This window comes from Lysobacter sp. GCM10012299, assembly GCF_042649405.1.
Lineage (GTDB): Bacteria > Pseudomonadota > Gammaproteobacteria > Xanthomonadales > Xanthomonadaceae > Lysobacter_J.
In genome coordinates this window covers 48,857-74,023 of the sequence record NZ_JBHRZC010000008.1, presented here as the reverse complement: position 1 = coordinate 74,023, position 25,167 = coordinate 48,857, and the positions used below count along the sequence as shown (strand labels likewise).

Sequence of the window (25,167 nt, the reverse complement as noted above, 5' to 3'; positions counted from 1 at the left end):
CGGGACGCGAGCCTCAGGCGGCCTGCGGCGTGCGCACGGCGCCAGCCGGGCGCGTCTCGAGTGTGTCCATCAGGGCGATGGCCTCGTGCTCCATCGAGACGATGTACTCGCCGATGCGACCGCGGAACCAGCGGTGCGCGATCAGCGCCGGGATCGCCACGATCATGCCGGCGGCGGTGCAGACCAGCGCCTTGCCGATGCCACCGGCGAGCTGGTTCACGTCGCCGATACCGTGGTCGAGGATGCCCAGGAACATCTGGATCATGCCCACGACGGTGCCGAACAGGCCCAGCAGCGGGCCGGCCGCGGCGATGGTGCCGAGGGTGTTGAGGTAGCGCTCCATCTTGTGGACCAGGTGGCGGCCGACGTCCTCGATGCGCTCGCGGATCTGGTCGCGCGGGCGCAGGCGGACGTCGAGGGCAGCCGCCAGCAGCTCGCCCAGCGGAGAGGTCTTGCGCAGGGACTCGATGTGCGCCGGGTCGAGCTTGCCGCTGCCCGCCCAGGTCCGCACTTCCTTGCCCAGGTTGGGCGGGAGCACCGCGGTCCGACGCAGCGACCAGGCGCGCTCGACGATCAGCGTCAGGGCCAGTACCGACAGCAACAACAGGGGAATCATCGGCCAACCGCCGGCCTTGACCAGTTCCAGCACGCCAACCTCCGGCCCTCGGCCGAGTTAATCAGGTCGATAGGATAGCCCAGCCGCGCCCTTCTCCCAGCGCTGTGCTGCATCCCACAGCCGCGGCTGTGCCTGACGTCGCGATTCGACGCTCGCGCCGTCGCGCTGAAGCCGCACACGCAGGGCGCCGGCGCGGGCGGTGTCATGAACCTGGGCGCCTGCCCGGGCCCAGCGAGCCACGATTTCGGGCCTGGGATGGTCGAAGCGGTTGCCGTGGCCGGAGGCCACCAGGGCGTGGCGTGCGCCGGTGGCGGCCACGAATCCGGGGTCGGAAGAGCCGTCGCTCCCGTGGTGGGGCACCGTGACCACGTCGGCACGCAGGGCCTCCGGCTCGCGCCGAAGGAGCATCCGCTCTACCACCTCCCCAATGTCGCCGGTCAGCAGAGCCGAGGCGCCAGCCGCCTCGATCCGCAGCACGCAACTGGCTTCGTTGCGCAGATAGGGGAAGTGCGGCGGCGGGTGCAGGAACCGGAAACGGACGCCATCCCAGTCCCAGGCCTGCCCGGCCACGCACGGGCGCGCCCCGTCCAGCGCCGCCCCGTCGGGCGCCGAAAGCCTGTCGAGCCCATAAACACGGCCTACCGCGTCCAGCCCGCCGGCGTGGTCGTTGTCGGCATGGCTGACCACAAGCCGATCGAGCCGGCGGACTCCCAGCCCCTGCAACGCCGGCACCACCGCCCGCTCGCCGGCATCGAAGCCATCACGAACCGCTGGACCCATGTCGTACAGGAGGGCGTGCCGCTGCGTGCGCACCAGGACCGACAGGCCTTGCCCGACGTCGATGACGACCAGCTCGGCTTCGCCACGGCTCGGCAGATCGCGATCTGGCCAGAGCAATGGCAGCCACAACAACAACGCCAGCACCTTGCCCGGCACTCCGTGCGGAAGCAGCAGCCAGAATGCCCCGACCAGCGCCAGTGGCAGCGCGAACCAGCGCGGCTCGGGCAGCCACCACACCGCCAGCGGGCTCGCCGCCAGGCGCTCGAACCAGGGCCAGGCCAGGTCGAACGTCGTCGACGCCAGCTTCCATGTCCATTCGCCGGCCCCGGGCGAGAGCATCTCCAGCGCCAGGCCGAGCAGCGACAACGGCACGACCACCAGGCTCCACAGCGGCACCGCCACCAGGTTCGCCAGCAGCCCTGCCAGCGATGCCTGGCCGAACAGCACCGCACTCAGCGGCAGCAGGCCGACGGTGGCCACGCCCTGCGCCGAAAGGAAGTCCTGCACCGGGCGCTTGCTGCCCCGCGGCAGGCACCACAACAGCCAGGCAACCCCGGCAAAGCTCAACCAGAACCCGGCGCCCAGAACCGCCAGCGGGTCCACCAGCAGCATCGCGAATGCCGCCAGCGCCAGCGAATCGGCCAGCTTCAGCGGTCGCCGGAACACGCGCACACCCGCGACCACGGCGATCATCAGCGCAGTGCGCACCGTCGGCAACGCGAATCCGACGGCGGCCGCGTACAGCACGGCACCGCACAACCCGGCTGCAGCCGCCGCGATCTGCGCCGGCAGTCGTCGCGCCAGCGCCGTCGGCCACAGCCACCACAACGCCCGCACCAGCAGCGCGAAGAAGCCGGCCACGAGGCCGACATGGAACCCGGAGATGGCGATGAGATGGGTCAGGCCATTGGCGCGCAGCACGTGCCAGTCGACGTCATCAAGCCCACGCGTGTCGCCCAGCGCCAGGGCACGCAGGAAACGCGCTGGCGGCTGATCGAGTGCGCCGATGCGCTCGGACATCGTTTCGCGCCACGCCTGCAGGCCCGTGGCGGGAGCGAGCAGTCGCGCCTCATCCGGATGCCGCAGGTAACCCGTGGCGGCAATGCGTTGCGCCATGGCGTGGCGCTCACTGTCGATTCCGCCGGGATTGCGCAAACCGCGCGGTGCGCGCAGGCGCACGTCGAACTGCCAGTGCTGCCCTGCCCTCAGCGCAGCACGTGCCTTGGCATTGCGGTCGTACCACGCGAGGCGCAACGTGCGACCGCGAAGCGGAAGCGGCTGGGCTGCGTCATCGTCGACGCGGAAGACGAAGCGGGTGCGTGCGGTTTCATGCACCGGCAGATCGACGACGCGGCCGCGGACCTGCGCGTCACTGCGTTCCAACCCGGCCGGAAGCTGCACGCCCAGCCAGTGCGCCGCATGCAGTCCGGCGAGGGCGAACCCGAGCAGCGCCCAGGCCATCGGCAGCGATGCGGCGCTACGTCGTCGCAGCCCATCCCACCCCAGCGCGATGCCGGCCAGCATCAACCCGATCGAAGCCGGCCACGGCAACAGCCACGGCATCCACAGGCAGGCGCAGACGCCAGCCAGCAGTGCCAGTGCAGTGGTGGGGGTGAACGGCGGCGTCCTTGCCGCTTCGTGCATCGACTACTCCCTGTCGTCAGACCTCGGCGTGGCTGAGCTCCCGCAACTTGCCTTCGTGCAGTTCCAGCACGCGATCCAGGCGCCGCGCGAGGCGGCGGTCATGGGTCACCAGCACCAGGCTGGTGCGCTGTTCGCGGTTGAGCGCGAGCATCAGCTCGAACACCGTCTGCGCGGTCTTCTCGTCGAGGTTGCCGGTGGGCTCGTCGCCGAGCACGCAGGCCGGACGGTTCACCAGTGCACGCGCGACGGCCGCGCGCTGGCGCTCGCCGCCGGAGAGCTCGCCAGGCTTGTGCTCGAGGCGGTGGCCGAGGCCGACCGACTCCAGCAGGTCACGTGCCCGCTTGGAGGCATCGGCGACCTGCGCGCCGGCCAGCAGCACCGGCAGCATGACGTTCTCCAGCGCGGTGAATTCCGGCAGGAGGTGGTGGAACTGGTAGACGAAGCCAAGCGCGCGATTGCGCAGCGCACCGCGTGCCGCATCCGACAGCGTGCTCATCTTCTGCCCGGCTACGAACACTTCGCCGGCCGTGGGCGTGTCCAGCCCGCCAAGCAGGTGAAGCAGCGTGCTCTTGCCGGCGCCGGACGCGCCGAGGATCGCCACCGTCTCGCCCGACTGCACCGACAGCTGCAGGCCCTCGAACACCGGCGTGCGCATCTTGCCCTCGGCATAGGTCATCGCTAGGCCCTCGGCCCGGACCGACTCACCGGTGTGCTTCTTGTGGTTGATGGCCTCACTCATAGCGCAGCGCCTCCGCCGGAGCCGTGCGCGCGGCGCGCCAGGCGGGATAGATGGTGGCGATGAAGGCCATCGCCAGTGCGACCGCGGCGATGATCACCACGTCGCTGCTCTGCAGGTCGGTTGGCAGGCCGGTGATGTAGTAGACGTCCTCCGGCAGCAGCTGCACGCCGAGCACGGCTTCAATCGCCTTGAGGATGTGTTCGAGGTTGAGCGTCAGCACGATGCCGCCGATCACGCCGATCACGGTACCGATCACGCCAATCAGCGTTCCCTGCACCACGAACACGTGCATCACCCCGCGCGGCGTCAGGCCGAGCGTGCGCAGGATCGCGATGTCGGCCTGCTTGTCGGTCACCAGCATCACCTGCGAGCTGACCAGGTTGAAGGCGCCCATCGCGATGATGAGCGACAGCAGGATCGCCATGATGGTTTTTTCCATCTTCAGCGCCCGGAACATGTTGGCGTTCTCGCTGGTCCAGTCGCTCACCCGGTACGGGCCGCCCAGATTCACGGCGAGGTCGCGTGCCACGTCCCAGGCCTTGTCCATGTCGTGCAGGCGCAAGCGCACGCCGGTGACGCCGTCGCCCATGCGCAGCAGGCGCTGCATGTCCTGCATGTTGACGACGGCCAGGCCCTTGTCGAACTCGTTGTAGCCGGCCTCGAAGATGCCGCTGACGGTGAACCGCTTGAGCTGCGGCACCGCGCCCAGTGGCGTGCTGCGGAAATCGCTGGTGGTCATCACCACGCTGTCGCCGACGCCGACGCCTAGCCAGAGCGCCAACTCCTTGCCCAGCACGATGTTGAAACTGCCGCGCTGCAGCGAGTCGAGCTTGCCCTGCACCATCTTCTCGGCCAGCACCGAGACTTTGCCCTCCTGCTCGGGGAGCACGGCGCGGATCATCGCCGGCTGGTTGCGCAGGCCCGACAGCAGCGCTTCCTTCTCGATGTAGGGAGCTGCGCCGGCCACGCGCGCATCGGCCACGGCCGTTTTGACGGCCTGCTGCCAGTCGCTCAGCGGTTCGCCGTAGGCACTGACCGTGGCGTGTGCCGCCATCTGCAGCATGCGATCGCGGATTTCGCGCTGGAAGCCGCTCATCACCGCCAGGGTGGTGATCAGCGCCGTCACGCCCAGCGCAATGCCGGCGATGGAGGCCAGGGAAATGAAGGAGATGAAGCCGTTGCGGCGCTTGGCCCGGAGGTAGCGCAGGCCGATGGCCACGGGGATGGGTTTGAACATATCGGACTATGGTGCCATCGAAGGCGCGTTCTGCGCAGCCGCTTTGACCGGGGCGGCCAGCCTGAGTTCACGGCGGCTCGCCGCCGGCAGGGTGTCCGGCCACCAAGCCAGCCGCTTCGGCCGGCCCCGGGAATCGCGAAAACGCATGAAAGCCAAGGGGCCGCGCCATTCGATGCACAGATCGGAGACGGTCTCGCCGTCGATCGTGGCCAGCCCGTTGGCGGCGATGGCCAGAGCAATGACCGGACGCGAACGTTCACGCCTGGCCAGGCGCACGCCCTCCCCGGCTGCCAGCAGCGCCAATGGCAGTGACAGCGGCAGGGGAAGTTCGCTGGCGATCAGTGACAGCCCAGCCAGGACGCCGAGCAGCATCAGGGCCGCTGCAAGCAGCCGCGACGGGTGCCACTCAAGGTGGCAGGGAGCGGATGCGCGCGACGAGCGCTGCGAGGTCGGCATCGGTCGGCGCGTCGTTGCCCATGAACCAGTGCCAGAGCTTATCGTCCTCGGTTTCGAGCAACCGTAGGAAAACGACGCGCTCGCCCTCGTCGGCCTGTCGCCAGGCGTGATCGAGGTAGCGTTCGAACAGTTGATCAAGCTCGCGCATGCCACGCCGGCAACGCCACCGCAGGCGGCGCAGCTCGCGTTCGTCGGCTTCGGTGGTGCCTTCCAAGCGCGGCTCCGTCTCTGTGCGCGGCGATCCCGGGTGCGCTGCGCTTACCCGGGCTACGAGGTGTGCGGGTCGAACTCCCGGGTGCGCTGCGCTTACCCGGGCTACGAACCTGTGGCCGGGTAGCCCGGGTAAGCGAAGCGCACCCGGGTACGAGGCCGCGTCCTCAGACGCGACGGGCCAGCATCAGCTTCTTGATCTCGCCGATCGCCTGCGCCGGATTCAAGCCCTTCGGGCAGGTGCGCGCGCAGTTCATGATCGTGTGGCAGCGGTACAGCTTGAACGGATCTTCCAGATCGTCCAGGCGCGCACCGGTGTCCTCGTCACGCGAGTCGATGATCCAGCGGTAGGCCTGCAGCAGGATCGCCGGGCCGAGGTAACGGTCGCCGTTCCACCAGTAGCTCGGGCAGCTGGTCGAGCAGCACGCGCACAGGATGCACTCGTACAGGCCGTCGAGCTTCTTGCGGTCCTGCGGCGACTGCAGGCGCTCGCGGTCGGACGGTGCCGGGCTCTGCGTGCGCAGCCACGGCTTGATCGAGGCGTACTGCGCGTAGAAGTGGGTCAGGTCCGGGACCAGGTCCTTCACCACTGGCATGTGCGGCAGGGGGTAGATCGGCACTTCGGCCTTGCCGCAGTCGCCAATCGCCTTGGTGCACGCCAGCGTGTTGGTGCCGTCGATGTTCATCGCGCACGAACCGCAGATGCCCTCGCGGCACGAACGGCGGAAGGTCAGCGTCGGGTCGATCTCGTTCTTGATCTTGATCAGCGCGTCCAGAACCATCGGACCGCACGTCGCCATGTCCACCTCGTAGGTGTCCACGCGCGGGTTCATGCCGTCGTCGGGGTTCCAGCGGTAGACCTTGAAGGTGCGCGGCTGCTTGGCGCCCGGTGACGCCCAGTGGCGGCCCTTCTGGATCTGCGAGTTCTTGGGTAGTGAGAATTCAGCCACGTTGCTCGCTCCGGATCAGTAGACGCGCTTCTTCGGCGGGACCACGGACACGTCGTCACTCAACGTGTACATGTGCACCGGGCGATAGTCGATGGCGGTTTCGCCGCTTTCAGTGACCGAGCACAGGGTGTGCTTCTGCCAGTGGGCGTCGTCGCGGTCCGGGAAGTCCTCGCGGGCGTGGGCGCCGCGCGACTCGGTGCGGTTCTCGGCGGAAACAATCGTCACCAGCGCCTGGTCGAGCAGGTTGGACAGCTCGTAGGTCTCGATCAGGTCCGAGTTCCAGATCAGCGAACGGTCGGCGACCTTGACGTCGCCGAAGGACGAATGGATCTCGCGCATCTTGCGCACGCCGTCGGCCAGCGTCTCGCCGGTGCGGAACACGGCGGCGTCGGCCTGCATCGTGCGCTGCATCTTGTCGCGGATGACCGCCGTCGGCGTGCCGCCGTTCGCGTTGCGCAGCTTGTCGAGGCGGGCCAGGGCCGAATCGCAGGCATCGCCGGCGAGGCGGGCCTGCTTGCCGTCGACCTTGACCGTCTCGGCGGCGCGGTTGGCGACGGCGCGACCGAACACCACCAGGTCGAGCAGCGAGTTCGAGCCCAGGCGGTTGGCGCCGTGAACCGACACGCAGGCCGCTTCGCCGATCGCGTACAGGCCCGGGACGACTTCGTCCGGGTTGCCGTTGCGCAGCTGCACCACTTCGCCGTGGTAGTTGGTCGGGATGCCGCCCATGTTGTAGTGCACGGTCGGAATCACCGGGATCGGCTGCTTCTCGACGTCGACGTTGGCGAAGATGCGCGCCGACTCGGCGATGCCCGGCAGCTTCTCGTGGATCACTTCCGGTCCGAGGTGGGTCAGGTCGAGCAGGATGTGGTCCTTGAACTCGCCGACGCCGCGGCCTTCGCGGATTTCCATCGTCATCGCGCGGCTGACCATGTCGCGCGGGGCGAGGTCCTTCACGCTCGGTGCGTAGCGCTCCATGAAGCGCTCGCCGTTGCTGTTGCGCAGGATGCCGCCTTCACCGCGGACACCCTCGGTGATCAGGCAGCCGGCGCCGTAGATGCCGGTCGGGTGGAACTGCACGAACTCCATGTCCTGCAGCGACAGCCCTGCGCGCAGCGCCATGCCGCCGCCGTCGCCGGTGCAGGTGTGGGCCGAGGTCGCCGAGAAGTAGGCGCGGCCGTAGCCGCCGGTGGCGAGCACCGTGCCCTGCGCCTTGAACAGGTGCAGCGTGCCTTCGGCCATGTCCAGCGCAAGCACGCCGCGGCAGGCGCCGTTGGCGTCCATGATCAGGTCGAGCGCGAAGTACTCGATGAAGAACTGCGCGTCATGCGCCAGCGACTGCTGGTACAGCGTGTGCAGGATGGCGTGGCCGGTGCGGTCGGCGGCGGCGCAGGTGCGCTGCGCCGGCGGGCCTTCGCCGTAACGGGTGGTCATGCCGCCGAACGGACGCTGGTAGATCTTGCCGTCGTCGGTGCGCGAGAACGGAACGCCGTAGTGCTCCAGCTCGATGATCGCCGGGATGGCTTCCTTGCACATGTACTCGATCGCGTCCTGGTCGCCCAGCCAGTCCGAGCCCTTGACGGTATCGAAGAAGTGGTAGCGCCAGTCGTCCTCGCCCATGTTGGCCAGCGCAGCGGCGACGCCGCCCTGTGCGGCCACGGTGTGCGAACGGGTCGGGAACACCTTGGTGATGCAGGCCGTCTTCAGGCCCTTCTGGGCCAGGCCGAAGGTCGCGCGCAGACCGGCGCCACCGGCGCCGACGACGACCATGTCGAAGGTGTGTTCGTGGATCTTGTAAGCGGCGGCCATGTATCAGGCTCCCAGCGCGATGCGGATGACGGCGAGCACGCTGGCCAATGCCGCGAGAACGCAAACGAAAACGACCGCGAGCTGCGATGCCATCGCAAGGCCCGGGGTATGGACGTAATCCTCGATGATCACCTGCATGCCGAGCTTGGCATGCCAGAACGAGGCGATCAGGAACGCCGACAGCAGCACCGCGTTGCACGGGTGGCCGACGGTGGCGCGGACGCTGGCGTAGTCGTCGCCGATCAGCGACAGGATCAGGCCGATCACGTAGATCGACAGGAACACCAGCGCGATCGCGGTGACGCGCTGGACGACGAAGTGGTGGGTACCGTCCTTGGCCGAGCCCAGGCCGCGCGCGGTCTTGAGCGGATTGCGCAGGCGGTTGTTGTTGATGCTCATGCGCCACCCCGCTGGGCCATCATCGCCAGGACCCAGATGATCACCGTCAGCACCAGGCTGCCGAAGACCGAGATCCAGCTGCTGCGCACGAACGCTTCGATGCGGTAGCCGTAACCGGCGTCCTGCACCAGGTGGCGGATGCCGTTGAGCAGGTGGTACGCCAGCGACCAGCTCCAGCCGAACAGGACCAGGAAGCCCAGCGGCGACCGCGCGCAGGCGGTGAAGGTGCTCCAGGATTCGGGACCGGCAGCCAGTGCCACCAGCGCCCACACAACGAGCAGGCTGCCCAGGGTCAGGACGATGCCTGTGCCACGGTGCAGGATCGAGGTCACCATCTGCACCTGCCAGCTGTAAATCTGCATGTGCGGTGACAGGGGGCGTTCGCGGACGCGTGGATCGTTAGCCATGGGCTATGGCGTTCTCTGAGCTGGGCGGCAGGTGCCGCGTGGCGGGGAAGCGTGGTGACGCGTCAGAAATCGATGCAGCGGCCGTTTTTTTCCCAGTCGCCGTAGCGGGTCGGTTCGGGGCCTTCGCGCCCGCCGTGCTCCTTTGGCCTGTTGGGATCCGTCAATGGCGCGGGCTGCGGAGTCGAATCTGCCTCGGGCGCTTCAACGGGTGGGGTTTGGCCTATCATCACGGCGCTGAATGTTAATTCCCGCCCCCCATGCATGACAACCCGCAGGCCACCGCCGGCCTCGCCTTCGCCCTGCCCGACCATCGCCTGATCGCGCTCAGCGGGCGTGATGCGGTCGCTTTTGCGCAGGCACAGTTCATGAACGACGTCGGCCTGCTGGAGCCGCGCAGCTGGCAGTGGAATGGCTGGCTGACGCCCAAAGGGCGCGTGGTGGCGCTGTTCGCTTTGCTGAAACTGTCCGATGAGCTGCTCTGGCTGCTGCTGCCCGATGCCGATCCCGGCGAGCTGGCCGCCGCACTGCAGCGCTTCGTGTTTCGCAGCAAGGTGAAGATCGAAGTTCGCCCGGATGTGCACGTCAGTGGTTCCTTTGCGGCACCGGCGACAGCCCAAGGCTCCGCCCTCGGCGGTGACGACGGGGTCGAGACGGTGGAAATGGACCTGGGCGGCGATGGCGGGCCGCGCAGCCTGCGCATTTCCGGCAGTGCCAATGCCACGGCCGATGGCCAGGCGGTGGCGCGCTGGCAGGCCTACGACCTCGAACACGGCCTGCCACGCCTCTCCGCCTCCGAGGCGGGCCACTGGACGCCGCAGCAGCTGTCCCTGGAACGCCTGCAGGCCTTCAGCGTGAAGAAGGGGTGCTATCCGGGCCAGGAGATCGTCGCGCGCACGCATTTCCTTGGGCAGGCCAAGCGGGGGCTGGCGTTGTTTGAAGCCGACGCGGCGCTCGTTGCCGGAACCGATGTGATGGCGGGCCCTTCAGCGCTGGGCAAGCTGGTTTCGGCGGTCGATGCCGCCGACCGGCATGTCGCGCTGGCGGTGCTGCCGCTGGAACGAGAGGCGCTTGAAATGACAGCCGGCGACGTCGTCTTGCGCGAACTACCGCTGCGCGGCGGCCTCGGGCGCTGACGCACCCGTCGTCCCGGCGAACGCCGGGACCCAGGCCCTCACCACATCAGCCACTTCACCGTCATCCCGGCGAAAGCCGGGATCCACGTCGACGTTGCTCGTTCGCGATTGACGGAAAGGCAACAGCAAGATGGATCCCGGCTTTCGCCGGGATGACGGAACTGGAAGGGTGACGGCCTGGATCCCGGCGTTCGCCGGGATGACGGTGATGGCCGGGACGGCGGACCTAGACCGCGCGCCGCTGCTCGCGCCAGTGCTCGTGCCACGCCTGGAACATCAGCACGTTCCACAGGTGCGTGTGCCATTTGCGCTCGCCGTCGAGGAACTTGCGCCAGATGCCATGTACGGCCGCGGCGTCGAAGTAGCCCTCTTCGCGCAGGCGCTGCTCGTCCAGCAGCGCCGAGGCCCATTCGCGCAGGTCGCCGCGCAGCCAGTCGCTGACCGGCGCACCGAAGCCGCGCTTGCCGCGGTCGACCATTTCGTCCGGCAGATACCGTCGCAGCACCTGCTTGAGCAGGTACTTGTTGCCCTTGGCGTGGCGCTTGAACGCCAGCGGCAACGACCAGGCGAATTCGGCCACGTGCCAGTCCAACAGCGGCGCCCTCGCCTCCAGGCTCACCGCCATGCTGGTGCGGTCGACCTTGCACAGCAGGTCCTCGGGCAGGTAGACGCTGAAGTCGGCCAGCATCATCGCGTCGGCCGCGGTGCCGGCGCCGTGCAGCGGATCGGGCTGGTCGTACAAGGTCGCCGGAAGCTTCGCGCCCGGCACCGCGCAGGTGGGATCGCGCCAGCGGGCGATGCGCTGGCGGTAGACGTCGCCGATGCCACCCGCGCCCATCTCCGCCGCCAGCGCGGCAAAGCCACCGGTGCGCGAGGACTCGCCATGCCCCGTCGCGCTGCGCGCCATTGCCTTGCGCAGTGGCGACGGCACGCGCCGCTGCCAGCGCCAGTTGCGCAATGCACGCTCGTAGCGCTTGTAACCGAAGAACAGCTCATCGCCGCCGTCACCCGAAAGGGCCACGGTTACCGCACTGCGCGCCAAGCGCGCCACCAGCGCCGTCGGCACCTGCGAGGCATCGGCAAAAGGTTCATCGAACATCGCCGGCAGCGTAGGCACCACCGCCAGCGCATCGCTGCCGCTGACGTACAACTCGGTGTGCGCGGTGTGCAGGTGCTCGGCGACCTCGCGCGCGAGGTGCGCCTCGTCGTGGTGCGAGCGCTCGAAGCCGATGGTGAAGCTGCGCACGGGATGGCGGCTCTGTGCCTGCATCAGCGCGGTGACGATCGATGAGTCGGTGCCGCCCGACAGGAACACACCGACGGGGACGTCGGCAACCATGCGCAGGCCGACCGCCTCGCGCAGCAGTTCGTCGAGGCGGTTCTCCGCTTCGCGCTCGTCGCCCTTGAACGGCGCCTTGAGCGCCGCTTCCATGCGCTCGCGCGGCTCCCAGTAGCGACGCTGGTCGCGCTGCGGATCGTGCGCGCCGGCACCAGCCGCCACCGTCGCCGCGTCGATGCGCAGCAACGTGCCCGGCATCAGCTTGAAGGTACCTTCATGGATGGCATGCGGTGCCGGGATATAGTCCAGGCGCAGCAACAGTGCCAAGGCATCGCGGCTGACGCCGTTGTCGAAGTCCGGATGGCGCCACAGCGCCTTGAGCTCCGAACCGAACACGAACGTGTCGCCGGCCCAACCGTAATACAACGGCTTCTTGCCGACGCGGTCGCGGGCCAGCCACAGGCAGCGCTCCTGGCGATCCCACAAGGCCACCGCGAACATGCCGTTGCAGCGGGCGATCGCGTCCTCCACGCCCCACTCCACCACCGCGGCCAGCAGCACCTCGGTGTCGGAATGGCCGCGGAAGGCATGGCCGCGCGCGACCAGCACCTCGCGCAGCTCGGCGAAGTTGTATACCTCGCCGTTGTAGGCGATGACGAAGCGATGATCGCTCGACGCCATCGGCTGGTGACCCAGCGGCGACAGGTCGAGGATGCTCAGGCGGCGATGCGCCAGGGCGATGCCGGACTCGGCATCGGTCCAGACACCCCGATCGTCGGGGCCGCGGTGGACCAGCGCATCGCCCATCGCGCCGGCGAGCGCGGTCAGCCGCTCATCGCTGGCGTCGGGAGTCGCGCGCAACAGTCCGGCGAGACCGCACATTCAGGCGAGCCGGTCCGCTGCAGCGACGATGTCGTCCTCGCCCGGAATCACCAGGAAGGCGGCACCTGCGAGCGGCGTGTAGGTGTCGACGCCGACGACGCGCTGGAACGGACGCGCACCGTAGCCACCTTCGGCAATCGCCGTCAGCACGCCCTCGCCCACGCCGGCACTGTGGCGGCCTTCGTCGACGATCAGCAGGCGCTTGGCACTGCGCGCCTGCTCGCGGATGAACTGCTCGTTGAGCGGCACCAGCCAGCGCAGGTCGACCACGCGTGCTTTCCAGCCGTGTTTCGCCTCGATGGTCCGCGCCGCGCGCAGGCTCATCGGCACGCCGTTGCCGTAGCTGAAGATCACCAGGTCGTCGTTGCCCTCGCCGTAAATGCGACCCTCGCCCAGCGTCATCGCTTCATCGGGCTTGGGATAGGTCGTCAGCCAGGCGCCGTCGCCGGCTTCGTACAGGTCCTTGGTCATGTACAGCGCGATCGGTTCCAGGAACACGCTCACGCGTCCGTCGACCTTGGCCAGCGCCGTCAGCGTGCGCAGCATCGTCGCGGCGTCGTCGCCGCGCGACGGGCACCCCACCACCAGTCCCGGGATGTCGCGCAGCGCGGTGATCGAATTGTCGTTGTGGAAGTGGCCGCCGAAACCGCGCTGGTAGCCCAGGCCGGCGATGCGCACCACCATCGGGTTGGCGTACTGGTTGTTGCTGAAGAACTGCAGGCTCGCCGCTTCGCCGCGGATCTGGTCGCAGGCGTTGTGGAAGTACGCCAGGTACTGGATCTCCGGGATCGGCAGCATGCCGACGTTGGCGAAGCCCTGGGCCATGCCCAGGATCATCGTCTCGTCGAGCAGCGTGTTGAACACGCGGCGCGGGCCGAAGGCCTTCTGCAGGCCCTTGGTGACCGTGTAGACGCCGCCCTTCTGCGCCACGTCCTCGCCGAACAGCAGCGTCTCCGGGTACTTGGCGAAGATGTCGTGCAGCGCGTTGTTGATCTGGATCGCGAGGTGACGCGGCGGCTGGTTCTCCGGCAGCTTGGCCTGGCTGCCGAACACTTCCAGGCGGCGCGCGTCGTAATCGGCGCGCTTGGCTTCGGCGGCAACCTTGGCCGGCGTGTACGGCGCCAGCGGTGCGACGACGTCGGCCAGGTTGTCGAGCTTGGGCCGGCGATCGGCCTCGTCGGCGGCAGCGAAGCACTTCTTACGCGTTTGCTCGTAGAGGTCGAGCACTTCGTCCTTCGACATCAGGCCCGATTCCAGCGCGATGGCCGCCGAGCGCAGCAGCGGGTCGGTGGCCTCGACCGCGCACAGTTCCTCGATCGAACGCCATTCGATCTCGAAGTCGGTGCCGGCGTGACCCATGATGCGGGTCGTCTTGAGGTGCAGGAAGGTCGGGCGGCGCGTAGTGCGGCAATGCTCGACGGCACGCTGCACGTCGCCATAACCGGCGGCCAGGTCGAGGCCGTCGGCGGTGAAGTAATCCAGGCCGTCCATGTTGCGGAAGCGGTTGCCGATCCAGCCGCCCGGGGTCTTCACCGAGATGCCGATGCCGTTGTCCTCGCAGACGAACAGCACCGGCGCCGGCAGCTTCTGGTACGCGGTCCAGGCGGCGGCGTTGAACGCGGTCTGCGCGGTGGCGTGGTTGGCCGAGGCGTCGCCGAAGGAGCAGATCGTGATGCTGTCGTCCGGGATCGGCAGTGCGTGCCCGAGGCGCTTGCCGGCTTCAATGGCCACTGCCGTGCCCAGTGCCTTGGGCAGGTGCGAGGCAATGGTCGAGGTCTGCGGCAATACCCACAACGGCTTGCTGCCCCAGACCTTGTGGCGGCCGCCGCTGGCCGGGTCGTCCTTGCTGGCGGCGAACGACAGCGCCGAATCCATCACCGGATCCATGCCGGGCAGCTTGCGGAAGCGCTCGGCCATGAAGCCGCCGGAGCGGTAATGCAGGAACGCCGGATCGGTATGGCGCGTCAGGCGCGCCACCATCGCGTTGCCTTCGTGGCCGCTGGAACCGATCGTGTAGAAGACCTTATTCTGCACGCGCAGCACGCGCGCCATCAGATCGAGGTGGCGGCTGACCAGCTGCGACTCGAACAGTTCGCGGAATCCGCGCGCATCGAGCGCGCTGCCCTCCAGGATCGCCTCACCCGCGGCCGGACGAGCTTCGGCGCGGCCGCTCCACGCTTTGACGAACTCGCTGAAGTTGACGTCGCAGATCTCGGCCCGGTTCAGGCCTTTCATGCGTGCGGGGATCGGGTTGGGCAGTACGGACATTTTTTCGGGTTCTCGGATTTCGTCCTGCGCAGGGCGCGGGACCAGGCATGTCTTTGCGAACGTTGGTGCGGCAGGATCAGTCCGGCAGCGCCAGGCGCGAGGCGACCTCGACCGGAGGCGCCGGCATGGCGACGAAACCCGGCGTCTTCATCACGCGGGTCAGCCATTCGCGGATCTGCGGATAACGCGAAACGTCGAAGCCGCCTTCATCGGCGACAACGGTGTAGGCGAACAGGGCGATGTCGGCGATGCCATAGGCCTCACCGCTGAACCACTCGTGCCCGGCGGCAAGGTGCTGTTCCATCACCGCCAGCGCCTGGTGACCGCGCTCACGCAACTGCGCCAGCGTGGCGCGACGCGGCGAGTCCAGCGTCGTCCAGCCGCGAATGAAGCGGGCGACCGCTATATACGGCTCATGGCTGTACTGCTCGAAGAACATCCAGCTCAGCACCTGCGCACGCTGCCAGGCGTCGCCCGCCCAGAACGGCGTGCCGTCGGCCAGCCAGCACAGGATCGCGTTCGACTCGGTGAGGATGCGGCCATCCTCGAGCTCGACCATCGGCACCTTGCCGTTGGGATTCTTGCCCAGGTATTCGGGCGTGCGCGTCTCGCCGCAGGTGCTGTCGATCTCGACCCACTTGAACTCGCGGCCCAGCTGGGTGAGCAGCAACTTCAGCTTGTGGCAGTTGCCGGAACAGGAATAGCCATAGACGGTGATCATGTGCGCTCCTCGCGTGTGCGCCGGGCGAGCCACTGCTCGCGCGACTGTCCCCAGATTTCGATCTCGTTGCCATCGTATGGCACCGGCAGCCGGCCCATGCGCAGGTAGCGTGAGCCGAGCTTGGCAGCAACCGCCCTGGAATTGGCATTCTGTGGATCGATGGTGTGGATCACCTCGCTCCAGCCCAGGTGATCGACGGCCCAGTCGATGCTCGCGGCCGCGGCCTCGGGGGCGAAGCCCTTGCCCCAGTGCTTGCGGACGATGCTCCAGCCGACCTCGGTACCTGGCCAGCCTTCCGGCTGCCACGGCCCGACGCGCCCTACCCACTCGCCGCTGGCCTTGTCGATCACCGAGAACATGGCAAAGCCCTTGAGGTGCCACACGCCGATCATCGCCGCGAAGCTGCGCCACGCCACCGGCCGCGCCTCGACGCCGCCGATATGGCGCGTCGCCTCCTCGTCGGCACGGAATGCCGCCCATGCCTCGAAGTCGCCTGCCTGCGGCGGACGCAGGATCAGGCGCGGGGTTTCGAGTCGGACGTCGAAGACAGAGATGTCGAAGACAGACACGTGGACTTCTCCGACCGTTGGCTCAGAACGCGCTGATGCCCGTCAGCTCGCGTCCGATCACCAGCTGGTGCACGGTTTCGGTGCCCTCGTAGGTGATCACCGACTCCAGGTTGAGCGCGTGGCGGATCGCCGCATGCTCGGTGGTGATGCCGGCGCCGCCGAGGAGGTCGCGGCACTCGCGCGCGATGTCGATGGCCATGCGGCAGTTGTTCCACTTCGCCAGCGACACCTGCGCCGGCTGCATGGCACCGGCGTCCTTGAGGCGACCGAGCTGCACCACCAGCAACTGCGCCAGGGTGATGCGGCGCGCCATCTCGGCCATCTTGATCTGCGCACTCTGCGTCGCCGCCACCGGGCGGTCGAACAGGATGCGTTCCTTGGTGTACTTCAGCACTTCGTCGAGGCAGGCGATGGCCGCGCCGATCGGGCCCCAGGTAATGCCGTAGCGGGCCTGGGTCAGGCAGCCCAGCGGACCCTTGAGGCCCTTCACGTTGGGCAGGCGGTTGCCGTCGGGCACGCGCACGTTGTCGAAGAACAGCGAGCTGGTCACCGACGCGCGCAGGCTCATCTTGTGCTTGATTTCCTGCGCGGCGAAACCGGGCATGCCCTTCTCGACGATGAAGCCCTGGATGCCCTCGTCGGTCTGCGCCCAGACGATCGCGATGTCGGCGACGTTGCCGTTGGTGATCCACATCTTCGAACCGTTGAGGACCCAGTCGTCGCCGTCGCGCTTGGCATGGGTCTTCATGTTGGCCGGGTCCGAACCACCGTGCGGCTCGGTCAGGCCGAAGCAGCCGATGACCTTGCCCGCCGCCATGTCCGGCAGCCAGCGCATGCGCTGCTCTTCCGAACCGTAGGCATAGATCGGGTACATGCACAGCGAGGACTGCACGCTGACGAAGCTGCGGATGCCGCTGTCGCCACGCTCGAGCTCCTGGCAGATCAGACCGTAGCTGACCGCATTGAGGCCGGCGCAACCGTACTTCTCCGGCAGCGACGAACCGAGCAGGCCCAGTTCGGCGATCTCACCCACCAGCTCCTTCGGGAAACGGGCCTGGTCGAACGCATCACCGATGATCGGGATCACGCGCTCGTTGGTGAAACGCGCCACCGTGTCCTGTACGGCGCGCTCCTCTTCAGTGAGCAGGGAGCGGACGTCGTAGAGATCGTACGGGTGCAGGGCCATGGCGCGCTCGACAGTGGAAAGACGGCCATTGTAATGGCCGACAGCGGCGCGGGTAGCCCTACAGCCCTGTTTTTCCAAGGGTCTTGCGGAGGTGAATACGCGGCAAGGACGCTTCGCGCGCCATCCCCCGACAAACCGACGAAGACCATGAAGTAACTCGCCGAAGCGTCGTCCGCCGGCCCGGGGATTGCGGAGCAGTGGGCCATGGATGGCCCACGCCCCGCGTAAAGACAGGATGTCGTCCGCGGGGCGGAGCAATCCCCGGGTCGGCGGACGGCGCCCTGAGGAAGCCATACGTCCATGGATTCCCGCCTGCGCGGGAATGACGGAAAAAAGAAAGGGGCCGGATTGCTCCGGCCCCTCGGGTATTGCACTTGCGATGGAGAGGCGATCAGCCCTGGTTCGAACCCGTCGAGGCCGACGCGGTCTGGGTCACGACCTGGCCGTCGATCACCGGCAGGCGGTTGTTGACCGGGCGCTCGTCCATGCGGATGGTCTGCTCGGCACCGTCGTAACGGTACGTCACGTCGTAACCGACCACCTTGTCCTCTTCACCCAGCAGGATCTGCTTGCCCGGCTTGCTGTCGGTGCGCATCGAACCGGTGGTGCCGTCCGGATTGCGGAAGGTCACGTTGTAACCGACGACGCGCGACGACTGCGACGTCGAGGAAGCCGTGTGGCACTGGCGCTCCGTGCGGCTGGTGACCTTGCCGCCAACGTGGCGCTTGTCGACCTGGTTGCCGATGAAGCCACCGGCGACCGCACCCGCGGCCGTCGCGGCCTTGCGGCCGTTGCCGCTGCCGATCTGGTTGCCGACCAGGCCACCGATCACGGCGCCAGCGACGGTACCGCCGACGTTGCCATCACGCTCCGGAGCGCGCTCCTGCACGACCACGTCCTCGCAGACCTCACGCGGGGTCGACGTGGTGCTGGTCTCGCGGACCGCGTCGGTGCCGATGACGGTCGCGTACAGCTTTTCCTTCTCGTTGATCGGCTTGACGTTGAGGACGTCGGCGTATTCGACCTTGCCCGACTGGATCGAGCCGTCGGCCGCCATGTCGCCGTTCTGGCCGATCGGCTGCCCGCTGGCATCCACCTGGGCCTGCGCGTTGTCGCTGCCGCGGAAGCTGTTGTAAGCCGCGACTGCGACGCCACCGACCAGCAGCGAAGCCAGGGCGACTGCGAGGATGTTCTTGTTCATTTCAGGCCTCTGTTGCGGGTTTTGGCCCGCGGGTTGATGGATGGCGCCATTCGAACACTGCGATCCTGAACGGCCGCCGATTTTTTAACATCAAGCTGTCGCAACTGTGAACCTGGTTTGCCGGCGTGTTAGCGTCATTGCGACCGCCGTCAAATTGCATCTGCCATGGCCAACCCACTCACTGCTCCCCTGCTGGGCTTCCTGGGCAAGCTCAGCTTCCCGCGCCTGTTCGTGCTGACCGCCGCCCTGTTCGTGGTGGACCTGGTCGTGCCCGACTTCGTGCCCCTGGCCGACGAGCTGCTGCTGGGCCTGGGCACCCTGCTGCTGGCCAGCTGGAAGAAGCGCAAGGATCCAGGCCTGCCGCCCGCCCCCCGCGCGCCCCGTTGAACGGCGCGCCTTGAACAGCCAGTGCGCCTGAACGTGGTCCCACTGGTCGACAGCCACTGCCACCTGGATGCGGCCGAGTTCGATGCCGACCGTGACCAGGTTATCGCGCGCGCCCGCGCGGCCGGCGTCACCCGCCAGGTCGTGCCGGCCGTCGATGCCGCCGGCTGGCCGAAGCTGCGCGCGACCTGCCCGCCGGGCAGCGGCCTCTACCCGGCCTACGGCCTGCACCCCATGTATCTGGCGTCCCACCGCGACGAGCACCTGCCGCTGCTGCGCGAATGGATCGAACGCGAACGCCCGCTGGCGGTGGGCGAATGCGGACTCGACTACTTCGTCGAGGGCCTCGATGCGGAACGGCAGATGCACATCTTCGAAGGGCAACTGCAGCTCGCGCGCGAGTTCGACCTGCCGGTGATCGTCCATGCGCGTCGCGCGGTCGACGCGGTGATCGCCGCCATCCGCCGCGCCGGCGGCCTGCGTGGCGTCGTCCACAGCTACTCGGGTAGCGAAGAGCAGGCGCGTCAATTGTGGCGTGCCGGTTTCATGCTCGGGCTCGGCGGTCCGGTGACCTACGACCGTGCCAATCGCCTGCGCAAGCTGGCTGCATCGATGCCGATTGAATACCTGCTGCTGGAAACCGATGCACCGGACCAGCCCGATGCCGGCATTCGCGGCCAACGCAACGAACCGGCGCGCTTGCCGGAAGTGCTGCGCGTCATCGCCGGATTGCGCGGCATCGACGCCGACGAGCTGGCGCGCGCGACCTCGGCCAACGCCGAGCGTCTGTTCGCGATGCCCGCTTAGGCATTACTTGCGCTTGAGCAGCAACTCCAGCGCGCGGCCGACCGCGGCGAACGCGAAGGTGCCGGTGATATGCGTGGCTGCACCGAGCCCCGCGCCGCAGTCCAGTTTCAGCGCGGCGTCGCCGCTCACCTGCGGCCGAACGCCGCAGACACTGCCGTCCGGCTGCGGGTACTTCACGTTCTCCAGCGAATAGATCGCCGAGATGCCGAAGTAGCGATCGGTGTTCTTCGGGAAGTTGAACTCGCTGCGCAGCTTCTTGCGCACCAGCGCCAGCATCGCATCGTGCTCGGTGCGCGACAGGTCGCGAACGCGCACCAGCGTTGCATCGGTGCGGCCTCCGGCCGAGCCGACCACGATCAGCGGCAGCTTGCGGCGACGGCACCAGGCGGCCATCTCGACCTTGGTACGGAAGCTGTCGCAGGCGTCGACCACCAGGTCGAAGCCACGGTCCAGCATCTCCGCCAGGTTCGACGGCGTGACGAAACTCGCCACGGCCTCGACCGTGATCTGCGGATTGATCGCGCGGCAGCGTTCGGCCATCGCCTCGACCTTGGATCGGCCGTACTGGCCCGCCAGGGCCGGCAGCTGGCGGTTGGTGTTGGACACGCACAGGTCGTCGGCGTCGATCAGGGTCAGGTGGCCGATGCCGGTGCGGGCCAGCGCCTCCACCAGCCACGAGCCGACACCGCCCATGCCGACGACGGCAACGCGGCAGGCGGACAGGCGGGCGATGGTTCCGACGCCATAAAGGCGGTCTACCCCGGCAAAGCGTTCAAGCCAGGCCGGGTCCAGGGTCGTGGTGGTCATTGCGACATTGTAAGGGTCCCCGGGCTGGGGCCGGCCGCGGACCGCATGGTATGGTTCGGCGCAACTTGCAAGGAGCATGGCAAATGAGCAACCCCCAGCCCAGCAGCGTCAAGCCAGGCAGCAATGCGACGAAGTACCTGTTCCTGTTCCTGATCGGCCTGGTCATCGGCGTGGTCGCGACGGTGATGGCACTGCGTGCGATCGACGCGCGCAAGGATCATTTCCACGACAGCGTGATGCACGTCCAGCAGTGGCACCTCGGCCAGCTCAAGCAGAAGGCCGAACAGAACCGATGCGCAGCAACCGACGTGCTGCCCCACTTCAAGGCGCTGCGGGTGATGGCCGACGACCTCGAGCCCGCCTTCCCCGACCTGGCCGACGACAAGCGCTTCGGCGAGCACGCCAGTCGCATGCGCGCCAAGCTCGATGCCGCACTCGCCAGTCCGCCGCTCAACTGCGCTGGCGTTGGCACGGTGAACACCGAGATCGGCGAAGCCTGCAAGGCCTGCCACCAGGATTTCCGCAGCTGATTCCTGTCCGGCGACCGGTGGCGGCGTCGTCACGCCGTCACCAGCAAGCTGGATGCATCCCCAACAGACACAGCACCGACTGGCCAGGATTGATGGCCTGTTCACCTCGCGGCCGCTAGCGTCGATGCGTGGCGTGTCGCCGTAGTGCGGCCAACGCCACTCCATCCTTACAGGAGTCGCGCATGAGTTCCCAGAATCTCCGCCTGCTTGGTGTTGCCGCCGCGGCTATGGTCGCGCTTGCGGGCTGTGCAACGTCTCCGTCTTCCGGCTACAGCACCGCGCCGGCGCCGTCCTATGGCGGCAGCGGCAGCACCAGCACCAGCAACTGCTACGACTGCGGCACGGTCACCCGGATCGAACAGGTCTCCGCCGGCAGCACTGCCCCCAGCGCCACCGGCGCCGTCCTGGGCGGTATCGTCGGCGCCGTCGCCGGCCATGAAATCTCCGCCCATACCGGTGGCAGCAAGGGCAACCAGAATATCGCTGCCGCCGCCGGCGCGGTCGGTGGTGCGGTCGCCGGCAACGCCATCCAGAAGAACACCGGCAGCGCGGCCTATAACGTATATGTGCGTTTGAATGACGGTCGCACCACCGTGGTCACGCAGAAGGACCTCGACGGCATTCGCGAAGGATCGTATGTCCGCGTGAATAACGGACGCGCCTGGGCGCAGTAACTAATCCCCGCAGGAATGGGAGCGTTACCAGCGATGGCGGGAATGTTTTGTAACTTCGCCATAAAGAAAAAACCCGGCCAAGGCCGGGTTTTTTCCTTTCCGGGCGCCGCAGGCGGCGCGCCAGTGACTGCAGTCGTGGCCGCGGATCAGAGCGGCTGGACGGCGTCGGCCTGCAGGCCCTTCTGGCCCTGGACGACGGTGAAGGAGACCTTCTGGCCTTCCTTCAGGCTCTTGAAGCCCTGCGACTGGATGGCGCGGAAGTGCACGAACACGTCCTCGCCATTTTCACGGCTGATGAAGCCGAAGCCCTTGGCATCGTTGAACCACTTGACGGTACCGGTTTCACGGTTCGACATGTTTACTTGCTCCTTGGAACGTTTGGTTGATAACGCCGCGTTAGGCTGCGTGCTGGTTGCAAGGAGGAAGCGAGGTGCAACGATGTAGCGGATCGATGGATCAACCGCATCGGGCCACGATTCACGGTGACCCTGGCAAACACAGCGCCCGCAAAGTACCCCGGGCCGGGTGAAAATGCAATCTGGGCAAAGTCATGCTCCGACAGGGGGTAATTAGTATGGAATTGCAGGGCATTTACTACGTATTGGCGGGGATTTTGATGCTGGTCGGGATTGCCGGGACGGTATTGCCGGCCCTGCCCGGCCTGCCCCTGGTATTCGCCGGCATGCTGCTTGCAGCCTGGGCCGGGGATTTCCGCGAGGTCGGCTGGGTACCGCTGGTGATCCTGGGCCTGCTGACCGTGGTGTCCCTGGGCATCGACCTGCTGGCCACCTCGATCGGCGCCAAGCGCGTCGGCGCGAGCCGGCTTGCCGTCATCGGCGCGGTACTGGGTACCTTTGCCGGGCTGTTCTTCGGGCCGGTCGGGCTGTTCGCCGGGCCGTTCGTCGGCGCCCTCGGTGGCGAGCTGATCCACGGCCGCGAAGTGCGCCAGGCCGCCAAGGTCGGCTTCGGCACGTGGCTGGGCATTGTCTTCGGCGTGGTGCTCAAACTTGGCCTGACCTTCGCCATGCTCGGCCTGTTCGCCTTCGCCTGGTTCTTCTGAAGGCAGCAGGTCACGGCGCCGCGCAGCAGGAATCATTGCCGTGCCTTGCCGACAACGGCCCGGACAACTTTCGTTAACGACCGTGGCATCGCGCCGATGCCACACTTCCTTCCAGCGACATTCAACGCATCGAGCCCCCCGCATGCCGCCAATCCGAAACCCGCGCCTTCGCCTGCCCCGTCCTCTCCAGTCGTCGCCATGGTTGTTGCTTGCCGCCGCGCCGCTGCTGGCGCAGGCGCAGGTGCCGGCCACGCCGGCCACGCCAGAGGCCTGCGTATCCATCAATGCCGACGCCGATCGGCTCGCCTGCTACGACGCGGTCCATGGCCGCAAGGCACGCGACACCCGCGGTGCCGACATCGCCGCCAAGGAAGCCAAGGCCATCCAGAAGAACCTGGAGATCGGCGAGGAGGTCGCGCCCGAAGCAACGCCTGACGCGACGCCCGAGGTGGTCGCCGCGGAGCCCGCGCGCGGCGGCGGTGACCTTTACCCCATGGAGGACCCGCTGCACAGCGCCGTGGCCAATGCCGGCAAGGGTTCGCTGCTGGACAGCCGCTGGGAGCTGGCCCGGGACTCCAAGCTGGGCATCTTCAACTTCCGCGCCTACAAGCCGGTGTACCTGCTGCCGGCGTTCTGGAGCAGCGACGCCAACGAGACCCCGCATTCGCCCAATCCCAACAACACCGTGCCGGGCCCGATTCCGGTCGACGCGCTGGAAGCCAAGTTCCAGCTGAGCTTCAAGACCAAAGCCTGGGAAAACATCTTCGGCGACAACGGCGATCTCTGGCTGGCCTACACCCAGTCCTCGCACTGGCAGGTCTACAGCGCCGAGACATCGCGTCCGTTCCGCGAGACCAACTACGAACCGGAGGTCATGCTGACCTTCCGCAACAACTACCAGATCGGCGGCTGGAACGGCCGCCTGGCCGGGATCGGCATCAACCACCAGTCCAATGGCCGCGCCGATCCGTTGTCGCGCAGCTGGAACCGCGTGGTCGGCATGATCGGCCTGGACCGTGACAACTGGGTGCTGACCCTCCGTCCGTGGTGGCGCGTTCCGGAGAGCGCGAACGACGACAACAACTCCGACATCGAGGATTTCGTCGGTCGCGGCGACGCCACCCTGGTGTACGTGCACGGCGGCCACCAGTTCTCGGTGATGGGGCGCCACTCGCTGCGCGGCGGCGACCGCTCGCATGGCGCGGTGCAGCTCGACTGGGGGTTTCCGATCAACAACAGCCTGCGCGGCCACATCCAGGTGTTCGATGGCTATGGCGAAAGCCTGATCGACTACAACCATCGCGCGACCTACATCGGCCTGGGCATCTCGCTGCTGGAGTGGTACTGACCTGACGCTTGCCGGTCGCAGTGCATGCGACCGGCCCTTGCGATCATGGCGTCCAACTTCCGCAGGAGTTTCAATGGCAGGAGACGTCACCGTGAAAATGCGCCGCATCCTTTCGCTCGATGGCGGCGGCATCCGTGGCCTGGTCAGTTGCGTCTGGCTGGCCGGTGTCGAAGATGCCCTCGCCCAGGCCGGGAAATCCGGCGGGCTGCTGCGCAACTTCGACCTGATTGCCGGCAGTTCCACCGGCGCGCTGATCGCATGTGGGCTCGCCATCGGCCTGCCGCCGCAGCAACTGGCCGAGCTCTATCGCCACCAGGCGCAGCTGATTTTTCCCGGCATGGCGCAGCGGCTGTGGTCGCGGGCGGGACGGACCTTCACCCAGGGCATTTCGGCACCGCGCTACGACGGCAAGGGCCTGGAAAAGGTCCTGAAAAAGGTTTTCGGCACGACCACGCTGGGCCAGGCGAAGAAGCCGCTATTGGTCACCAGCTACGACACGATTTCGCGAACACCCATCGTGTTCAAGAGTTTCAAGCCCGAGCACGCGGACCTGCCGATGTGGTCGGTGTGCCGGGCATCAACCGCGGCGCCGACCTACTTTCCGGCGCATCCGATGGTGGTCGAAGGGCGCAAGCGGGCCATGATCGATGGCGGCGTGGTCGCCAACAACCCGACTGCGTGCGCGATCGCCGAAGCCCTGCGCAAGGATGCCCGCGTCGACAGTGCGCAGGACCTGGTGGTGCTGTCGGTGGGCAGCGGCGAGCGAAACCGTCCGATCGACCTGAAGTCTGCACAGGAATGGGGCGCGCTGGAATGGGCCATTCCCATCATCGACGTGCTGTTCGATGGCAACACCGATGCGGTCGATTACATCGCCCAGCACCTGGTCGGCGATGGCTACTTCCGCCTGCAGGCGGAACTGCTGACCGGACTGGATGACCTCGATGACGTCAGCGCGACCAATGTCGCGGCGCTGGAGGCGATGGCGCAGGCGTACCTGATGCAGGTCGAGACGCGCAAGAAGCTGGTGGCGCTGGTGGGGCGGCTGTAACCGTCATCCCGGCGAAAGCC

The 25,167-nt window shown here is 67.4% G+C and carries 26 protein-coding genes and 1 pseudogene; 8 read left to right on the top strand and 19 right to left on the bottom strand.

The features are described 5' to 3' along the window. Window positions 1-13: 13 nt before the first annotated feature. The 11 genes and pseudogenes from ACFOPO_RS17250 to ACFOPO_RS17200 all read right to left on the bottom strand — a co-directional run bounded on the left by ACFOPO_RS17250 (window position 14) and on the right by ACFOPO_RS17200 (window position 9,474). On the bottom strand, window positions 14-649 hold the full coding sequence (locus ACFOPO_RS17250; protein ID WP_386704839.1) for a MotA/TolQ/ExbB proton channel family protein: 636 nt from the start codon (window positions 647-649) through the stop codon (window positions 14-16). Continuing rightward, window positions 597-3,040, bottom strand: a pseudogene (locus ACFOPO_RS17245) (DNA internalization-related competence protein ComEC/Rec2); the annotation flags it as partial. The pseudogene ACFOPO_RS17245 and the gene ACFOPO_RS17250, both read right to left, overlap by 53 nt. Before the next feature lie 16 nt (window positions 3,041-3,056). After that, entirely contained in the window at window positions 3,057-3,779 is a 723-nt protein-coding gene (gene lolD / locus ACFOPO_RS17240; RefSeq protein WP_386704837.1) for a lipoprotein-releasing ABC transporter ATP-binding protein LolD, read from the bottom strand. Continuing rightward, entirely contained in the window at window positions 3,772-5,016 is a 1,245-nt protein-coding gene (locus tag ACFOPO_RS17235; protein ID WP_386704835.1) for a lipoprotein-releasing ABC transporter permease subunit, read from the bottom strand. Before ACFOPO_RS17235 ends, lolD begins: the two co-directional genes overlap by 8 nt. A 6-nt stretch (window positions 5,017-5,022) precedes the next feature. Beyond that, a complete protein-coding gene (locus tag ACFOPO_RS17230) occupies window positions 5,023-5,388 on the bottom strand; it encodes a hypothetical protein (protein WP_386704833.1) in 366 nt (121 codons plus the stop codon). Window positions 5,389-5,422: 34 nt separating this feature from the next. Then, window positions 5,423-5,620 (bottom strand): succinate dehydrogenase assembly factor 2, encoded by a 198-nt coding sequence (locus tag ACFOPO_RS17225; RefSeq protein ID WP_386704891.1) that lies wholly within the window; start codon window positions 5,618-5,620, stop codon window positions 5,423-5,425. Window positions 5,621-5,849: 229 nt separating this feature from the next. After that, window positions 5,850-6,632 (bottom strand): succinate dehydrogenase iron-sulfur subunit, encoded by a 783-nt coding sequence (locus ACFOPO_RS17220; RefSeq protein ID WP_200605439.1) that lies wholly within the window; start codon window positions 6,630-6,632, stop codon window positions 5,850-5,852. Between the two features lie 15 nt (window positions 6,633-6,647). Then, window positions 6,648-8,441, bottom strand: coding sequence for a succinate dehydrogenase flavoprotein subunit (gene sdhA / locus ACFOPO_RS17215; protein WP_386704831.1), 1,794 nt, complete (start codon window positions 8,439-8,441; stop codon window positions 6,648-6,650). Window positions 8,442-8,444: 3 nt separating this feature from the next. After that, complete coding sequence (gene sdhD, locus ACFOPO_RS17210; RefSeq protein WP_386704830.1) at window positions 8,445-8,840, bottom strand: succinate dehydrogenase, hydrophobic membrane anchor protein; 396 nt, start codon at window positions 8,838-8,840, stop codon at window positions 8,445-8,447. Then, window positions 8,837-9,247 (bottom strand): succinate dehydrogenase, cytochrome b556 subunit, encoded by a 411-nt coding sequence (gene sdhC / locus ACFOPO_RS17205; protein WP_386704829.1) that lies wholly within the window; start codon window positions 9,245-9,247, stop codon window positions 8,837-8,839. Before sdhC ends, sdhD begins: the two co-directional genes overlap by 4 nt. Before the next feature lie 62 nt (window positions 9,248-9,309). Then, entirely contained in the window at window positions 9,310-9,474 is a 165-nt protein-coding gene (locus ACFOPO_RS17200) for a DUF1674 domain-containing protein (RefSeq protein ID WP_158731306.1), read from the bottom strand. 30 nt (window positions 9,475-9,504) lie between these two features. Here ACFOPO_RS17200 and ACFOPO_RS17195 point away from each other — a divergent pair, with 30 nt between their 5' ends. Continuing rightward, window positions 9,505-10,380, top strand: a complete 876-nt coding sequence (locus tag ACFOPO_RS17195; protein WP_386704827.1) for a YgfZ/GcvT domain-containing protein — start codon at window positions 9,505-9,507, stop codon at window positions 10,378-10,380. A 226-nt stretch (window positions 10,381-10,606) separates the two neighbouring features. Here the strand turns inward: ACFOPO_RS17195 and asnB are convergent, their stop codons facing one another. The 6 genes from asnB to ACFOPO_RS17165 form a co-directional block, all read right to left on the bottom strand. Continuing rightward, window positions 10,607-12,541, bottom strand: a complete 1,935-nt coding sequence (asnB, locus tag ACFOPO_RS17190) for an asparagine synthase (glutamine-hydrolyzing) (RefSeq protein ID WP_386704825.1) — start codon at window positions 12,539-12,541, stop codon at window positions 10,607-10,609. Continuing rightward, window positions 12,542-14,809, bottom strand: a complete 2,268-nt coding sequence (locus ACFOPO_RS17185) for a thiamine pyrophosphate-dependent enzyme (protein WP_386704823.1) — start codon at window positions 14,807-14,809, stop codon at window positions 12,542-12,544. Between the two features lie 76 nt (window positions 14,810-14,885). Then, entirely contained in the window at window positions 14,886-15,530 is a 645-nt protein-coding gene (locus tag ACFOPO_RS17180; protein WP_386704822.1) for a glutathione S-transferase family protein, read from the bottom strand. Beyond that, window positions 15,527-16,084 (bottom strand): GNAT family N-acetyltransferase, encoded by a 558-nt coding sequence (locus tag ACFOPO_RS17175; RefSeq protein ID WP_386704890.1) that lies wholly within the window; start codon window positions 16,082-16,084, stop codon window positions 15,527-15,529. Before ACFOPO_RS17175 ends, ACFOPO_RS17180 begins: the two co-directional genes overlap by 4 nt. Before the next feature lie 37 nt (window positions 16,085-16,121). Then, a complete protein-coding gene (locus ACFOPO_RS17170) occupies window positions 16,122-17,285 on the bottom strand; it encodes an acyl-CoA dehydrogenase family protein (protein ID WP_386704821.1) in 1,164 nt (387 codons plus the stop codon). A 391-nt stretch (window positions 17,286-17,676) separates the two neighbouring features. Beyond that, window positions 17,677-18,486, bottom strand: a complete 810-nt coding sequence (locus ACFOPO_RS17165) for a glycine zipper 2TM domain-containing protein (RefSeq protein ID WP_386704819.1) — start codon at window positions 18,484-18,486, stop codon at window positions 17,677-17,679. Between the two features lie 165 nt (window positions 18,487-18,651). Between ACFOPO_RS17165 and ACFOPO_RS17160 the strand changes: the two genes are divergently transcribed. Further along, window positions 18,652-18,873, top strand: a complete 222-nt coding sequence (locus ACFOPO_RS17160; RefSeq protein WP_386704818.1) for a DUF6116 family protein — start codon at window positions 18,652-18,654, stop codon at window positions 18,871-18,873. Between the two features lie 33 nt (window positions 18,874-18,906). Further along, on the top strand, window positions 18,907-19,677 hold the full coding sequence (locus ACFOPO_RS17155; RefSeq protein WP_386704888.1) for a TatD family hydrolase: 771 nt from the start codon (window positions 18,907-18,909) through the stop codon (window positions 19,675-19,677). A 3-nt stretch (window positions 19,678-19,680) separates the two neighbouring features. On the opposite strand, the gene ACFOPO_RS17150 is transcribed toward ACFOPO_RS17155, so the two are convergent. Continuing rightward, on the bottom strand, window positions 19,681-20,484 hold the full coding sequence (locus ACFOPO_RS17150) for a ThiF family adenylyltransferase (RefSeq protein WP_386704816.1): 804 nt from the start codon (window positions 20,482-20,484) through the stop codon (window positions 19,681-19,683). Window positions 20,485-20,567: 83 nt separating this feature from the next. On the opposite strand from ACFOPO_RS17150, the gene ACFOPO_RS17145 reads away from it, so the two are divergent. Then, on the top strand, window positions 20,568-21,014 hold the full coding sequence (locus ACFOPO_RS17145; protein ID WP_386704815.1) for a hypothetical protein: 447 nt from the start codon (window positions 20,568-20,570) through the stop codon (window positions 21,012-21,014). Window positions 21,015-21,196: 182 nt separating this feature from the next. Beyond that, on the top strand, window positions 21,197-21,688 hold the full coding sequence (locus ACFOPO_RS17140; protein ID WP_386704813.1) for a peptidoglycan-associated outer membrane lipoprotein precursor: 492 nt from the start codon (window positions 21,197-21,199) through the stop codon (window positions 21,686-21,688). A 146-nt stretch (window positions 21,689-21,834) separates the two neighbouring features. Here ACFOPO_RS17140 and ACFOPO_RS17135 read toward each other — a convergent pair whose 3' ends face one another. Further along, window positions 21,835-22,044, bottom strand: a complete 210-nt coding sequence (locus tag ACFOPO_RS17135) for a cold-shock protein (RefSeq protein WP_158731317.1) — start codon at window positions 22,042-22,044, stop codon at window positions 21,835-21,837. Between the two features lie 218 nt (window positions 22,045-22,262). On the opposite strand from ACFOPO_RS17135, the gene ACFOPO_RS17130 reads away from it, so the two are divergent. The 3 genes from ACFOPO_RS17130 (at window position 22,263) to ACFOPO_RS17120 (ending at window position 25,147) form a co-directional block, all read left to right on the top strand. Next, the gene (locus ACFOPO_RS17130; RefSeq protein WP_386704811.1) at window positions 22,263-22,748 is read left to right on the top strand and encodes a DUF456 domain-containing protein; all 486 of its coding nucleotides are present in this window, start codon (window positions 22,263-22,265) and stop codon (window positions 22,746-22,748) included. 142 nt (window positions 22,749-22,890) lie between these two features. Further along, window positions 22,891-24,096, top strand: coding sequence for a phospholipase A (locus tag ACFOPO_RS17125; RefSeq protein ID WP_386704809.1), 1,206 nt, complete (start codon window positions 22,891-22,893; stop codon window positions 24,094-24,096). A gap of 73 nt (window positions 24,097-24,169) precedes the next feature. Further along, window positions 24,170-25,147 (top strand): CBASS cGAMP-activated phospholipase, encoded by a 978-nt coding sequence (locus ACFOPO_RS17120; protein WP_386704808.1) that lies wholly within the window; start codon window positions 24,170-24,172, stop codon window positions 25,145-25,147. Window positions 25,148-25,167: the final 20 nt, after the last annotated feature.

What these genes read in the sequence shown, in the direction of transcription:
- ACFOPO_RS17235 (WP_386704835.1), bottom strand. Translation starts at nt 5,016, where the DNA reads ATGTTCAAACCCATCCCCGTGGCCATCGGCCTGCGCTACCTCCGGGCC.
- ACFOPO_RS17185 (WP_386704823.1), bottom strand. Translation starts at nt 14,809, where the DNA reads ATGTCCGTACTGCCCAACCCGATCCCCGCACGCATGAAAGGCCTGAAC.
- ACFOPO_RS17135 (WP_158731317.1), bottom strand. Translation starts at nt 22,044, where the DNA reads ATGTCGAACCGTGAAACCGGTACCGTCAAGTGGTTCAACGATGCCAAG.
- sdhD (WP_386704830.1), bottom strand. Translation starts at nt 8,840, where the DNA reads ATGAGCATCAACAACAACCGCCTGCGCAATCCGCTCAAGACCGCGCGC.
- ACFOPO_RS17130 (WP_386704811.1), top strand. Translation starts at nt 22,263, where the DNA reads ATGGAATTGCAGGGCATTTACTACGTATTGGCGGGGATTTTGATGCTG.
- ACFOPO_RS17200 (WP_158731306.1), bottom strand. Translation starts at nt 9,474, where the DNA reads ATGATAGGCCAAACCCCACCCGTTGAAGCGCCCGAGGCAGATTCGACT.
- ACFOPO_RS17230 (WP_386704833.1), bottom strand. Translation starts at nt 5,388, where the DNA reads ATGCTGCTCGGCGTCCTGGCTGGGCTGTCACTGATCGCCAGCGAACTT.
- ACFOPO_RS17165 (WP_386704819.1), bottom strand. Translation starts at nt 18,486, where the DNA reads ATGAACAAGAACATCCTCGCAGTCGCCCTGGCTTCGCTGCTGGTCGGT.
- lolD (WP_386704837.1), bottom strand. Translation starts at nt 3,779, where the DNA reads ATGAGTGAGGCCATCAACCACAAGAAGCACACCGGTGAGTCGGTCCGG.
- sdhC (WP_386704829.1), bottom strand. Translation starts at nt 9,247, where the DNA reads ATGGCTAACGATCCACGCGTCCGCGAACGCCCCCTGTCACCGCACATG.
- ACFOPO_RS17145 (WP_386704815.1), top strand. Translation starts at nt 20,568, where the DNA reads ATGAGCAACCCCCAGCCCAGCAGCGTCAAGCCAGGCAGCAATGCGACG.
- ACFOPO_RS17140 (WP_386704813.1), top strand. Translation starts at nt 21,197, where the DNA reads ATGAGTTCCCAGAATCTCCGCCTGCTTGGTGTTGCCGCCGCGGCTATG.
- ACFOPO_RS17160 (WP_386704818.1), top strand. Translation starts at nt 18,652, where the DNA reads ATGGCCAACCCACTCACTGCTCCCCTGCTGGGCTTCCTGGGCAAGCTC.
- ACFOPO_RS17150 (WP_386704816.1), bottom strand. Translation starts at nt 20,484, where the DNA reads ATGACCACCACGACCCTGGACCCGGCCTGGCTTGAACGCTTTGCCGGG.
- ACFOPO_RS17225 (WP_386704891.1), bottom strand. Translation starts at nt 5,620, where the DNA reads ATGCGCGAGCTTGATCAACTGTTCGAACGCTACCTCGATCACGCCTGG.
- sdhA (WP_386704831.1), bottom strand. Translation starts at nt 8,441, where the DNA reads ATGGCCGCCGCTTACAAGATCCACGAACACACCTTCGACATGGTCGTC.
- ACFOPO_RS17170 (WP_386704821.1), bottom strand. Translation starts at nt 17,285, where the DNA reads ATGGCCCTGCACCCGTACGATCTCTACGACGTCCGCTCCCTGCTCACT.
- ACFOPO_RS17180 (WP_386704822.1), bottom strand. Translation starts at nt 15,530, where the DNA reads ATGATCACCGTCTATGGCTATTCCTGTTCCGGCAACTGCCACAAGCTG.
- ACFOPO_RS17195 (WP_386704827.1), top strand. Translation starts at nt 9,505, where the DNA reads ATGCATGACAACCCGCAGGCCACCGCCGGCCTCGCCTTCGCCCTGCCC.
- ACFOPO_RS17125 (WP_386704809.1), top strand. Translation starts at nt 22,891, where the DNA reads ATGCCGCCAATCCGAAACCCGCGCCTTCGCCTGCCCCGTCCTCTCCAG.
- ACFOPO_RS17120 (WP_386704808.1), top strand. Translation starts at nt 24,170, where the DNA reads ATGGCAGGAGACGTCACCGTGAAAATGCGCCGCATCCTTTCGCTCGAT.
- asnB (WP_386704825.1), bottom strand. Translation starts at nt 12,541, where the DNA reads ATGTGCGGTCTCGCCGGACTGTTGCGCGCGACTCCCGACGCCAGCGAT.